At 55.1% G+C, this 13,054-nt stretch carries 10 protein-coding genes and 5 pseudogenes; 4 read left to right on the top strand and 11 right to left on the bottom strand.

What is annotated here, in order from left to right; all coding sequences use genetic code 11:
* The first annotated feature begins 46 nt into the window (after positions 1-46).
* The gene (locus TKWG_RS01265) at positions 47-976 is read left to right on the top strand and encodes a UDP-2,3-diacylglucosamine diphosphatase (protein WP_014749076.1); all 930 of its coding nucleotides are present in this window, start codon (positions 47-49) and stop codon (positions 974-976) included.
* 267 nt (positions 977-1,243) lie between these two features.
* On the opposite strand, the gene TKWG_RS01260 is transcribed toward TKWG_RS01265, so the two are convergent.
* A complete protein-coding gene (locus TKWG_RS01260) occupies positions 1,244-2,005 on the bottom strand; it encodes an ABC transporter permease (protein ID WP_014749075.1) in 762 nt (253 codons plus the stop codon).
* Positions 2,002-2,930 (bottom strand): annotated as a pseudogene (locus TKWG_RS01255) (ABC transporter ATP-binding protein). The gene TKWG_RS01260 and the pseudogene TKWG_RS01255 overlap by 4 nt, the downstream one beginning before the upstream one ends.
* Before the next feature lie 230 nt (positions 2,931-3,160).
* Here TKWG_RS01255 and TKWG_RS01250 point away from each other — a divergent pair.
* Positions 3,161-3,763, top strand: coding sequence for a class I SAM-dependent methyltransferase (locus tag TKWG_RS01250; RefSeq protein WP_014749072.1), 603 nt, complete (start codon positions 3,161-3,163; stop codon positions 3,761-3,763).
* Here the strand turns inward: TKWG_RS01250 and TKWG_RS01245 are convergent.
* From TKWG_RS01245 to TKWG_RS01235, 3 genes are all read right to left on the bottom strand, one after another.
* The gene (locus tag TKWG_RS01245; protein ID WP_014749071.1) at positions 3,753-4,268 is read right to left on the bottom strand and encodes a gamma-glutamylcyclotransferase family protein; all 516 of its coding nucleotides are present in this window, start codon (positions 4,266-4,268) and stop codon (positions 3,753-3,755) included. The two genes, TKWG_RS01250 and TKWG_RS01245, sit on opposite strands and share 11 nt — an antisense overlap.
* A gap of 40 nt (positions 4,269-4,308) precedes the next feature.
* On the bottom strand, positions 4,309-4,731 hold the full coding sequence (locus TKWG_RS01240) for a DUF2214 family protein (RefSeq protein WP_014749070.1): 423 nt from the start codon (positions 4,729-4,731) through the stop codon (positions 4,309-4,311).
* 312 nt (positions 4,732-5,043) lie between these two features.
* A complete protein-coding gene (locus TKWG_RS01235; RefSeq protein ID WP_014749069.1) occupies positions 5,044-5,982 on the bottom strand; it encodes a LysR family transcriptional regulator in 939 nt (312 codons plus the stop codon).
* 104 nt (positions 5,983-6,086) lie between these two features.
* On the opposite strand from TKWG_RS01235, the pseudogene TKWG_RS01230 reads away from it, so the two are divergent.
* Positions 6,087-7,177, top strand: a pseudogene (locus tag TKWG_RS01230) (tartrate dehydrogenase).
* Between the two features lie 116 nt (positions 7,178-7,293).
* Positions 7,294-8,213, top strand: a pseudogene (locus tag TKWG_RS01225) (Bug family tripartite tricarboxylate transporter substrate binding protein).
* Positions 8,214-8,376: 163 nt separating this feature from the next.
* On the opposite strand, the pseudogene TKWG_RS01220 reads toward TKWG_RS01225, so the two are convergent.
* The 6 genes and pseudogenes from TKWG_RS01220 to TKWG_RS01195 all read right to left on the bottom strand — a co-directional run bounded on the left by TKWG_RS01220 (position 8,377) and on the right by TKWG_RS01195 (position 13,041).
* A pseudogene (locus TKWG_RS01220) lies at positions 8,377-8,804 on the bottom strand (secondary thiamine-phosphate synthase enzyme YjbQ).
* A 91-nt stretch (positions 8,805-8,895) separates the two neighbouring features.
* On the bottom strand, positions 8,896-9,276 hold the full coding sequence (locus tag TKWG_RS01215) for a type II toxin-antitoxin system VapC family toxin (RefSeq protein ID WP_014749066.1): 381 nt from the start codon (positions 9,274-9,276) through the stop codon (positions 8,896-8,898).
* A complete protein-coding gene (locus TKWG_RS01210) occupies positions 9,273-9,482 on the bottom strand; it encodes a type II toxin-antitoxin system VapB family antitoxin (protein WP_014749065.1) in 210 nt (69 codons plus the stop codon). The genes TKWG_RS01215 and TKWG_RS01210 overlap by 4 nt, the downstream gene beginning before the upstream one ends.
* Positions 9,483-9,701: 219 nt before the next feature.
* Positions 9,702-10,676, bottom strand: a pseudogene (locus tag TKWG_RS01205) (quinone oxidoreductase family protein).
* Positions 10,677-10,788: 112 nt separating this feature from the next.
* Positions 10,789-11,709, bottom strand: a complete 921-nt coding sequence (gene lpxP, locus TKWG_RS01200) for a kdo(2)-lipid IV(A) palmitoleoyltransferase (RefSeq protein WP_014749063.1) — start codon at positions 11,707-11,709, stop codon at positions 10,789-10,791.
* Positions 11,710-12,054: 345 nt separating this feature from the next.
* A complete protein-coding gene (locus TKWG_RS01195; RefSeq protein WP_014749062.1) occupies positions 12,055-13,041 on the bottom strand; it encodes a Bug family tripartite tricarboxylate transporter substrate binding protein in 987 nt (328 codons plus the stop codon).
* Positions 13,042-13,054 lie beyond the last annotated feature (13 nt).

Here is a 13,054-nt window from a genome sequence, read left to right as displayed (position 1 = left end):
TGTAATAAGAGTCATTCCCGACCTGTACTTATGGCCTGACATTATTTTGTCTGAACATCCCACTACCCACTATCGCACGATCTGGATCTCCGATGTCCACCTGGGCACCAAAGGCTGCCAGGCGAGCGCGTTACTGGATTTCCTGAAACACACAGAATCCGATACCCTATATCTGGTCGGTGACATTATCGATGGCTGGCAGCTCAAAGGCAAGTGGTTCTGGCCGCAGTCGCATAATGACGTCATACAGAAAATACTGCGCAAATGCCGGCAAGGCACCCGGGTGGTGTTTGTTCCCGGCAATCATGACTCGTTTGCCCGGCATTATGTACAGCAGAACTTCGGGGGTATCGAAGTCGTCGAAGAAACCGAGCACACAACCGCCGATGGCAAACGCCTGTGGATCCTGCATGGCGATCGTTTCGACGGCGTCGTGCAATTTGCGCCGTGGCTGGCCTACGTGGGCGATCATCTGTATACCGTTGCCCTCACCTTCAATATGTGGCTCAACAGCGCCCGCGCACGCATGGGGCTGGGATACTGGTCGCTGTCCCAATACCTGAAGCAGAAAGTGAAAAATGCGGTCAGCTATATCTCCGCGTTCGAAGACGCCGTCATGCAGGAAGCACGCAAGAACAATTATGACGGCGTGGTTTGCGGCCATATCCATAAGGCAGAAATCCGTGAAGTGGACGGCATTCTGTACTGTAATGACGGCGATTGGGTCGAAAGCATGACCGCGCTGGTGGAACATGCGGACGGCTCATTGCATATCGTAACCTGGACGCCCCCGGCTGTGGTGCGTGAGAAAAAACCAAAACGCAACCGCCTGCGCGATACGGTCGTGACCACCCCCGCGGCCAGCACACCACTCGCCGAGCCGGTGTCACGCACCGCTACGGAAAGAGAGGAAAATGTGCCGGCCCATACGGACGAATCCGATAAGCAAGAGCCCAGTAGCGTTATTCAGGCCTGAAAAAGCCGTCAGAACGGACGCAATCGCAACCGGCGCACCTCTGGCCTAAGCCCTTAGATGCCAAGCACCGAACATGCAAGACCTGATGGTCTGCCTGGCACCGCACCCCTCATTAGTCCCAGTCGGGCCCTGCGATCATACGGGCCGTCTGTGCCCTGACCATCGTGCGGGTGTGGCGTATTTCGGCCACGACTGGGGCACATCAAAGGCCGCGGACGCCCCTTTGGGGGTTTCATCGCACGGCATCTGGCCGGCTCTATGCACCTATCAAGGCCGCAGCTTGTAGCCGGTACGGAACATCCAGGAGACCACCAGGGCACACACCAGCAAAATAAACAGGATGGTGAACAGGCTAACGTAATGGTTCACATCGGCCACACCATAAAAACTCCAGCGAAAGCCGCTAATCAAATAGACCACCGGGTTGAACAGCGCCACTTTGGACCAGATGCCGGGCAGCATATGAATGGAATAAAACGCGCCACCCAGAAAGGTCAGCGGCGTGATAACCATCAGCGGAATGATTTGCAGTTTCTCGAAACCATCGGCCCACAGCCCGATAATGAAGCCGAACATGCTGAAGGTAATCGCCGTCAACACCAGAAACAGCACCATCCAGAACGGATGCTGAATCTCGTATTCAACAAAGAAGCGGGCCGTGATCAGGATCAGCACCGACAATATCAGCGTCTTGGTTGCCGCCGCCCCCACATACCCCAGAATCACCTCGAAATAGGACACCGGGGCCGACATGATTTCATAGATCGTGCCGGACCACTTGGGCATATAAATGCCAAAGGACGCATTCGAGACGCTCTGCCCCAACAAGGCCATCATCAGCAACCCGGGCACAATAAATGCGCCATAGGATACGCCGTCAATGTCGCCCATGCGCGAGCCGATAGCAGCGCCGAACACAATGAAGTACAGCGCCGTGGACAGCACCGGCGATGCGATGCTTTGCATGAGCGTGCGGAACGCCCGCGCCATCTCAAACTTGTAAATTGCTTTTACGCCGTACAGATTCATGAATCTTTCCTTACCAGGCTCACGAAAATATCTTCCAGTGAGCTTTCTCGCGATTGCAGGTCTTTGAGCTCAATGCCGACGTCGCCCAGCTGGCGCAACATTTCGGACAGGCTTTTACCCGTATTGTCTTCCGATTCCTTGTTATAGGTGTAGACCAGCGTGCGCCCGTCTGCAGACAAGGTCAGCGGATGGGCAGACATGGCTGGCGGCAGCGCATCCAGCGGCTGCGTCAGTTGCAGATGCAGCTCTTTCTTGCCCAGTTGCCCCATCAGTTGTTCCTTGTCCTGCACCAGGATGATCTCACCGTTATTGATCACGGCAATCCGGTCGGCCATATCTTCGGCCTCTTCAATATAGTGCGTAGTCAGGATCACGGTCACGCCCTGCTCGCGCAGCTTGCGTACCAGATTCCACATATCGTGACGCAGCTCCACATCTACGCCGGCCGTCGGCTCATCCAGGAACAAAATCGAGGGTTCATGCGATAACGCTTGGCGATCAGCACGCGTCGCTTCATGCCGCCGGACAGGCTCAGAATCTTGCTATCCTTCTTGTTCCACAGGGATAACGCCCTGAGCACCCGCTCTATATGCGCCGGATTTGCCGGCTTGCCGAACAGGCCGCGACTGAATGTAACGGTGTCCCATACTGTCTCGAACGAGTCGGTAAAAAGCTCCTGCGGAACCAGGCCGATTTTTGGCCGCACACGTCGATAATCGCGCTGCACGTCGTCGCCATCAACCAGAATCTTGCCTTCGGACGCGTTGACCAGGCCGGTCACGATGCCGATCAGGGTTGTTTTGCCTGCGCCGTTAGGCCCCAGCAGGGCAAGAATTTCACCACGGCGGATGTCCAGATTGACGCCTTTGAGGGCTGTAAAACCGCTTTTGTAGGTTTTACCCACCCCCTGGATGGAAACGACGATATCGCCACCATCACTACTGTTGTGAGAGTTATTCACGCAATAACCTATTTGAAATATGCAGAATTTAATATGTAGAGCAGCACAAGTATAAAGAATTCCGGGCAGGAAAAAAGAAATTGCTGCAAAAGAAGTGTGGAGCAAAAATATGGGCGAATGAAACAAAACCCTATTTTAATTTCCCAATCCGATACACTTGTCTTAATCCACAATACATGAATGGGCATAACAACATGGTCGAAATCGCAGGCAGCAAGGGCTATGCAGAAAAGGCACAACGGTTTGCCGCTGACTACGAAAGCGTCACCTTCGAAAAAGTGCATAACCCGGTACGTGGCTTTTACCCCGGGGCACCGGCAAAAGTGCTGGATATCGGCGCAGGTACCGGACGGGACGCAGCTGCACTGGCGGCGCTGGGCTACCAGGTCGATGCCGTCGAACCTACCGCAGCCATGCGGGAACAAGGTGACCTGCATCACGCCGATGCCAACATCAACTGGATCGCCGACAGCCTGCCGGAACTGGCCCTGGTGCGCGCCAGTGCAAAGCGCTACGACCTGATCCTGCTGACCGCAGTGTGGATGCATCTGCGGGAAGAGGAGCGGCTGCCTGCCATGCAGCATTGCGCCGCGCTGTTGGGACGCAACGGTATTATGTCGATGTCTTTGCGCCATGGCCCCGTCCCGGCAGAGCGCCACATGTTCGACATTCCGGACGAAGAAACCATCGCGCTTGCACACACATGCGGGTTGCAACTGCTTTATCAGAAAAGCTATAAAAACGACACGCTGGGCCGCAACGACATTTCCTGGAGCTACGCTGTCTTCAGGAAATAAAGCCAACCGGACGCCAGCACACCGTCCCGGTTGCATCCGGATACAGGCGGCGGCCATCGTGTTCACGCTCCCTGATATACGTCCATGCCGTTTGTGGTCCGGCATCAGTGTTCACAGTGGTCAGTACCCGCTCATACAACCCCTGCCCATCTGTGCGAAATTCTTCCAGCAGATCTATCAGCGGCACGTCGCGTTCCGGACGATCAAATTGCATCAGTTCGCCTTCAATCAGATCCCAATCGCCATCGGGCCTGGCCATCGAGCCTGGTGCACACTCAAGCAACGCGTCCATCCCGGGCCGGTCAGTGCCCCGTGCCAGAATGGCTTGAGGGGTGATTTCCACCATGGGGTAGCCCTCATCGCGGTCAAGATGGTAAATCCGGCCCCAGAGCCAGGCTTTTTGCTTGTGTACGGCCATGGAGCAATGACGTTCGTAATTACAGCAGCCGGTTTTCAGCGTTCCGTACACAAAGAGCTGCATCACGCGAGGCACGGTAGCGGACACGGTTCTTTCTCCTAGCCCCAGGAGCCTATGCCACGCGCCATCATGCAGCCGCCAGCACAATCAGCACCAGGCAGACCAGTTCATAATGAATCAGCTTGCGAATCCGCTTGATCACCGCCGGGTCCAGCACCGGTTCGCGACCACGATTCAGGCTTTTGCGCCACGACAGAAAAGTCATGGTCGGATAAATGGACAACACGCCGACTGCGACAAACAACAGCAGTTTGGCAATAAAGGGAATGCTATGGAAATAGTAGGCTGCACCTTTTTCAAAAAAAATGACGCGCAAAAAGCCCACAACCAGCAGCAGCATGGCCGACGCGCCATAAATGGCATCGGCACGCAAAATACGGCGGGCACGTTCGATACTGATACGGTCTTTGACCAGCACCAGCTCGATGGCCAGCGTGGCAACCAGCACGAAAGCCAGAACGTGATGCAAAAACGCAAAAAAAAGTGTCATGGTCAATGCCCTTGTGGTTGAGCAACAATATGAAGCAGAACGTAAACTGCCCGGCTATGCTATTGGGCGATCCTGTCTGAACATCAGACTGTCGCTAAGTGCCGGCGGCGCGTACGCTATCGTAACCGTAATTGGTCGGCGTCTTTGCCGCTCAGCCGCTCCAGGGTCTACTGTCTGCCTGTCCGTGCGAGCGTGCCATTACTTTAATGGATAATACAGACGAAATTCAACCACTAATCTTCACCCGCAACATGCTAGCGACAACCCGCTGATTTCAAAAGAAAATATTAATAATCGTCTGCGTGACCGGGCCTACCAACCGGCATTGACCGTAATATTAGACCCGGGATTCAAGTTATCAAAACTGCGCGACAGATAGTCCAATAGCAGATTCATTCGTGCCGTGGTGTGCGGCTGCTCCCGGTACACCGCATATATGTCGGCATTGGGCGTAGTGTAATCGGCCAGCACCTGCACCAGGCGCCCGCTGCGCATATACCGGGCAACGTCCCATTCGGCGCGCATTACAATCCCGTGCCCATCCAGGGCCCACTGCACCCCCACATAGCCGTCATTGGTGATCAAATTGCCGGCTACGGGCACTTTCTCGGTGCTTTGGCCATTGCTCAATATCCACTCTGAATAGGGTAGCTCATCCTGCTTGATCACAATACAGTTGTGCTTGAGCAGATCCTGTGGCAGCGCAGGTTTGCCGGCCCGCGCCAGATAGGCGGCAGAGGCCACCAGCAGGCGCCGGTTTTGGGCAAGCAGTCGGGTTTTGAGTTTCTGATGGGGTGGTTTGCCAAACTGAATGGACAGATCGAACGCATCCTCGCTCAAAGCAGGCGGATAAGGCGTTAAAAACAGCTGGATCGTGATGGACGGATACTTTTTTATAAACCGCGAAACCAGCGGCTGGATATAACTTCTGCCAAACCCCAGCGTTGCATTCAATCGGATCAATCCTTCGGGCTCGGACTTGAACCTGAACATCTCCCGATCCAGCGATTCGATCTGCGCCAGAATACTTCGCGCATGTTCCAGGTACACCAGGCCTTCTGCGGTCGGACTCATGCGGCGCGTGCTGCGATTGACCAGGGTCATACCCAGGCGCTTTTCCAGCTGAATCAACCGCTTGCTGGCTGCCGACGGCGTAACGTCCAGGCGCAGTGCAACGGCAGACAGGCTGCCGGCAGAAACAAGCGCATCAAAAAAATACAGATCGGCGGAATGACGAGGGTCTTTTTTCATCCATTTTCAACTTTCAGGCACAAATCCTGTGAATTTTTTCGCATTTTAGCACCGACGAATATTTCTAGAATAAGCGCAGGTTCTCTAAATCAGGATAATGAATGATGAAATCGTACAAAATCGCATGCATACCCGGTGATGGTATCGGCAAAGAAGTTATTCCCGCGGGCCAGACCGTGCTGCAGGCACTGGCAGACACCCTGAAGCAGTTTTCATTCGAGTTCACGGCATTTGACTGGGGCGGCGATTATTATCGGCAGCACGGCGTCATGATGCCCGCTGACGGCCTGGATGCCCTCTATGACAAAGATGCGATTCTGTTCGGTTCGGCTGGCGACCCGGATATTGCCGATCATATTACCTTGTGGGGTCTGCGCCTGAAAATATGCCAGGGGCTTGACCAGTATGCCAACGTGCGCCCGACTCGTATTCTGCCGGGCATCGACGCCCCGCTGAAGCGCTGCCAACCCGACGACCTGGATTGGGTCATCGTGCGTGAAAACAGTGAAGGCGAATATTCGGGGGTCGGTGGCCGGGTCCACCAGGCCAGCCGCTGGAAGCGGCAACCGATGTGTCCATGATGACCCGTGCCGGCGTCGAACGTATCATGCGCTATGCCTTTGCACTGGCGCAATCACGCCCCCGCAAACTGCTGACCGTGATTACCAAATCCAATGCACAACGCCATGCCATGGTGATGTGGGATGAAATTGCAGTTGAAATTGCCAGGGAATTTCCAGACGTGACCTGGGACAAGGAACTGGTGGACGCAGCCACAGCCAGGATGGTCAACAAACCTGCCACACTGGACACCATCGTGGCGACCAATCTGCACGCCGACATACTCAGCGATCTGGCTGCGGCGCTGGCCGGCAGCCTGGGCATTGCGCCTACCGGCAATATTGATCCGGAACGCCGCTATCCCTCCATGTTCGAACCCATTCACGGCTCCGCTTTCGACATCATGGGCAAAGGGCTGGCCAATCCGATAGGCACATTCTGGTGCGCCGTGATGCTGCTGTCGCATCTGGGAGAAGAGCATGCCGCAGGCGTACTGATGCAGGCAATCGAAAAAATCACGGCCAATGCCTCGCTGCATACCGGCGACCTGGGTGGCACAGCGACAACGGCGCAGGTAACGGATGCAGTTTGTACTCACATCCGCAACCTTGGCAAAGCACAGAAAGCGGCGTAACGCCGACGGTGGAGGAAGACATGCTATTTACACAAACAATCGAACAACCCCGCACATTGCTGCGCAAAACCGGCTTGCTGGCGTTGAGCCTGTTGACCGGTGCAACGCTGACGGCCATGCACGCTACAGCCCTGGCGCAGGCCTATCCGGCGCAGCCGGTCAAGCTGGTGGTCCCTTTCCCTGCGGGCGGCACCACAGATGTGTTGGCACGCGCACTGGGCCAGAAGCTTGCGGAAAAAATCGGCCAGCCCGTGATTATCGAAAACAAACCCGGCGCCGGCGCCACCATTGGCGCAGAATATGTGGCCCGGGCCAAGCCGGATGGCTACACCTTGCTGATGGGCGCGGTCCACCACACCATTGCCACTACGTTCTACTCTTCTCTGCGTTACGATTTTCAGAAGGACTTTACGCCTGTCACGACTGTGGCCATGGTGCCTAATGTACTGGTCGTCAATAATAAGGTGGGCGTAAAATCAGTCGCAGACCTGGTCGAGCTGGCCAGGCGAGAGCCGGGCAAACTGAGTTTTGGTTCCAACGGCGTGGGCACCGGCCAGCATTTGATTGGCGAGCGCGTACAGCTTATGTCAAAGACCAAGTTGCTGCACGTGCCTATAAGGGTAGCGGCCCGCTGACGACAGATCTGCTGGGTGGGCAAGTGGATATGTCATTTGACACGATCACAACCGTGTTACCGTACATCAACGAGAAAAAACTCACGGCACTTGCCGTCACCACAGGCACTCGTTCCCCGGCATTGCCCAATGTCCCCACACTTGATGAAGCGGGCCTCAAGGGCTTTGATGCCGGTACCTGGTTCGGCATTCTTGCGCCCAAAGCAACACCCGAACAAACGGTGTCGTACCTGAACAAAAATCTGGTACAAATTATTCAGTCGGACGGCTTCAAAAAAGACATGGCCAAAATCGGCGCTGAAACCATTGGGGATACCCCAGCACAAATGGGCACGCGCATTGCCGATGACACCGGCCGTTATGCAGAGCTGGTCAACAACCTGAAACTGAAAGCCAACTAGCTCCCGCCGTGCCGGAGCAAAGGTAAAACGGCTGCATATAAAGATGCAGCCGTTTATTGTGACGCAGCGCGACAGCACTTACATTGCTACTGTCCTGGCTGTTCCTTACAGGACTGCTTGCAACCTTTGGCAGCGGAACCCGGCGCACAGCACCATCAATAGACTAATTGCCCGCCTCACCCTGCACTGTGACCACAACGGTTCGTGGCCCGCCGTGGTTGCGATGCTCGCACAAATAAATGCCCTGCCAGGTGCCAAGATTAAGCGCACCGTTAGTAATGGGTACCATCAGCGTGCAGCCCAGGATACTACTTTTGAAATGTGCCGGCAGATCATCACTGCTTCATAAGTATGCGTGTAATACGACTCATCTTCCGGCACAAGTCGATTGAAATAATTTTCGAAATCCACCCGTACAGAGGAATCGGCGTTTTCATTGATGGTCAGCGATGCTGACGTATGTTTAAGAAACACATTCATGATGCCCACACGCAGACCGGACAACTCCGGCACCTGACGCACAATCTCATCGGTCACCAGATGAAATCCTCTGGGACGTGCTTTCAATTGAAATTCTTTCTGAATCCACATGCGCTACTCTTTATAGATGCAATATTCGAAGAAAGGAAGCCTTGATTGCAAATACGAAATGCAAAAATGCAGGATTGTCCTGCCGCAGATTTTAATACCCCGACGCCTGAAAAGCGATCCTGAAACGGTCTGCCATCGCGCGAAGGCGCTTGTCCAGCGTCCACAATTGCGCGCCCGGCGTAATAAGTGTAGAGGCAAGAAGAACCATATCTACCAGGCCGCACCCCGGGCCATAAAGCCGTTCACGTTCAATAAAATCCGCAACTTCCCGCAAGCCCGCCTGGCTACAGGGTTGCAAGAGCCCTATGTTATTCAGTGTTTGCAGGCGCGGCGCGGGCGGCGTTCCACAGGCCAGTTCAATCTGGATCATGGGATGGCCCAATACTCGATCGGTCTCAAGCAACTGGACCAATGCATCATTCCGCACTTTGAAGTGATCTACCCACACCGAGGTGTCGACAAGCACACTCATAGTGATCCGGCGTCATCCCTGCGGCGCGGTATGTCCTTCATATCTGGCGCCTGTCCGCCCAATGCAGCAAGCCGCCGCCCGGCCTGGACGCGCACATAGGTTTTCATCGCCTCCCGGCATAGATCGGAAGCACTCACTATCCCAGGACCGGCAAGTTCCAATGCCTGCGCGTATAAAACCTCATCAATGGTGACAGTGGTTCGCATGATGGTCTCCCCATAATCCTATCGCATCAATAATGACTTGATACATCAAATATGATGTTATTTTACATCATCAATAGCATCAACAGAAGTCGTAAATGGTCAATCGCTCTTTTTGCACAGGGTCACTTCTGCTCAGGGAACAAGTCAAGAGAACTGGCGCTCGACCGACGAACAATGCCCGATATCCGCTCGCCCTGCCGGCAGATTTCACACTTCCCATCAGGGCTTGAGCAGCAACGTTCCCATTCGTGATCTGGACTCCAGCGCTGGTGCGCATGCGCAGCTTCGGCCAGCGGATAGACCTGTCCGGTTCGCACTGCAAGCACGCCCCGCTCGATCAAAGCAAACAGTTCGCTGGCCATGGATTCGAGCATCGCGCGCTCGGCGGTATAGTGAAACACTCCCGGTCGGGTCAGACTATTGGATTTGGGTGCGAGGATGGACACCTCAATCGGGTCGATGCTGCCCGAAGATTGTCCGAAATTAACCAGATGGCCCAGTCGGGCCAGCGCGGCCAGTGAGCCCAGGAACGTGTCCTTGCCAACAGAGTCATAGACAACATTGACCCCCTGATTGTTGGTGATCTGACGCACCCGCTCCACGAAATTTTCCTCGCGATACAAAATAGTGTGCGCGCAACCCAAGGCGCGCGCCTGCTCGGCTTTTTCTTCGCTGCCAACCGTTCCTATTACCGTAGCGCCCAGATAACTGGCCCACTGGCAAAGCAGCTGCCCTACGCCACCGCTGGCAGCATGTACTAGAATGGTGTCGCCCGACTGTACTTGATGGACCTGCCGCAACAGCATGTGGGCCGTCAGGCCCTTGAGCAGCACCGATGCCGCCAGATCCTGGTCAACGGCATCCGGCAGGCGAATGGCCAGCCTGGCTGGCAGAATCCGCTCCGACGCGTAGGCACCATATTGATTCGTAATATAGGCAATCGAATCGCCTGTCGAGAAGCCGGTCACCTGCGGCCCGATAGCCTCTACCACGCCTGCAGCCTCAATCCCGGGAATTCCGGGCAATGTCAGGGTTTTGTACAGACCGCTGCGAACATACACATCGTGAAAGTTGACGCCGATTGCCGTCTGCCGGATGCGCAGTTCTCCCCGGGCCCGGTGCGGCCACATCGACATGTTCAATCTTCAGCGCCTGAGGCCCGCCATACGCGCTTAGTAAAATCGCAGTTGCCATATTGCTATCTCCACTCAACCCGTTCATTCGTGATGAACTACTGACACGAGAATATCACAAGCGAGCATGGCAACTGTAATCGAGACGACGCGTTGGCGCTCAACGCCGCCAGTCAATACAGTGACGGAGCGCCGACCGGTCGGGTTTTGAAACGACGATGCAGCCACATATATTGGTCCGGGGCGCGCATGATTTCTTTTTCCACAACTTTGTTTATGTAAGCGGCAGCGGCAATTTCATCGTCCATGGGATAATTTTTGAGTTCGGGCTGAATCAGCAGATCATAACCACCCGCGTTCGGACGGCGGATCAACACCACCGGCACCAGCGCCGGTTTAGCGAGCCGCGCCAGCATATAAGGGGCGCTGGTGGTGGCCACTTGCGCAACCGCAAACAGCGGAGCAAAGACACTGCCGCTGCGGCCATAATCCTGATCGGGGGCCAGCCACACGGCCTCGCCCTGCTTAAGTGCGCGCACCAGACCACGCAAATCCTTGCGGTCCAGCATCGCCTTATTGGAGCGCATGCGACCCTTGGTCTGTGCCCATTCCATTGCCTTGTTATTATGTGGTCGATAAGTTGCCATCATCGGCTGGCACAGCCCCATTGCACGGCCGCCAAGCTCCAGCGGCATCAGATGCACACCAATCATCAGCGCACCGCGTCCATCCTGTTGCGCCTGCTTCAAGTGATCCAGTCCGGAAACATCAAACCAGCGTTTCACCCGCTCGTCGGACCAAAACCAAGCCATCCCGGTTTCCATCAAACCCATGCCCAGCGACTCAAAATTGGCCCGTACTCTCTGCTCGCGTAACGCCTGATCCATAGTGGGAAAACATAACTCCAGATTGCGACGTGTAATGCCGACCCGGCGTTTAAGAAAGCGCATGGAACAGCGTCCCATCCAGATACCCAGCCGATGCAAAATGGGATATGGCAACTGAACCAGCAGAAACAGCACGCCCAGGCCAAACCAGGTCAGCCAATAGCGGGGATGCAGAAAGGTGGATTGAAAATTTCGTGAGTACTTCATAGCAGTTCCTAGGTGCGTCCGAGCAGAAAACAGTCTAAGGAACCCACTCGATTGCAGTTCTGACAGTTTGACACCTGTACACAGGCATCGTACCTTTCTGTCATCTGCTGAAATAGAATACGGCTATGAAGAGGAAAGAGAGGGGCGTGTAGTAGCTTGGCAGGAAAACCGCAAGGCTGTCAGACAACATAAGCACTTGGGGCAAGTCAAGCATACCATATCCACGGATATAGCAAGGCCTGGATCGCAGCCTCTGCACCCGCCGTTGCAGACTGGCCGAAATGTGAACATGCGAGCCAGACCAGCATTGGAGATGCGAATTGCGCCGAATCTGCGAAAACAGACTTATTTCAGTTGAAATTGCATCGCCTTGAGCAAGGTCCGCCATTCCACCTGTTCTTTGGCCAGATATGCCTTGGCATCGGCCGCAGAACCTCCTACAACCGTGTTGCCGTCCGCTTCCATCCGCTTGATAAATTCCGGATCCTTGCTGACAACAACAAAGGCCTTGCTCAGCCGGTCAACTGCTGCTGCGGGCAAGCCTGCCGGCCCGACAATCAATTTCCAGTCAACCGCATTGAAGCCCTCATAACCTTGTTCTGCAACGGTAGGAACCGTTGGCATGGCAGCGATACGTTTGCCGGACGTAACCGCCAGCGCACGCAGACTGTTGTCTTCGATCAGCTTGATCACCGACACCGGTGTCGCAAACATATAATCGGTCTGACCGCCAATCAGTTCGGTCAGCGCCGGCGACGCGCCTTTGTAAGGCACATTCAGCACCTTGATACCGGCCTTGTACGACAACATTTCGCCGGCCAGATGGCCTACAGTACCCAGGGTGGCAAGCGCTTGCTTAAGCTGCCCGGGCTTGGCTTTGGCGGCAGAAACCACATCGGCCAGCGATTGATAAGGCGAGTCTGCCCGAACCACCAATACGGTTGGCAATTCGGCCACCACCGCGATCGGCGTAAAATCTTTGCTGGCGTCGAACTTCATATCCTGCATGATCACCGGATTAATGGCCAGATTCGAGGTCTGCCCCATGCCCAGCGTCAATCCGTCGGGTTTGGCGCGGGCCACCTGGGTCATGCCGATATTGCCGCCTGCACCCGGTTTGTTCTCAATTACAAACTGGATATCCTTATCCGTCTGGCTGATCTTCTCGGCAATAAGCCGGGTGATGCTGTCGGTGCCGCCGCCAGGCGTATATGGTACGACCATGCGCACCGGTCGCTGCGGCCAGTCCTGTGCATGCACATGGCCAGTGGTCAAGATTGCAGCCAGCAGCATACCGCCGGTCAATCCGGTCATCATTGTTTTGTTGAACATCGTTGTCTCCGTT

Source organism: Advenella kashmirensis WT001 (assembly GCF_000219915.2).
Classification (GTDB): Bacteria; Pseudomonadota; Gammaproteobacteria; order Burkholderiales; family Burkholderiaceae_B; genus Advenella; species Advenella kashmirensis.
This window is presented reverse-complemented; position numbering and strand designations above follow the sequence as displayed.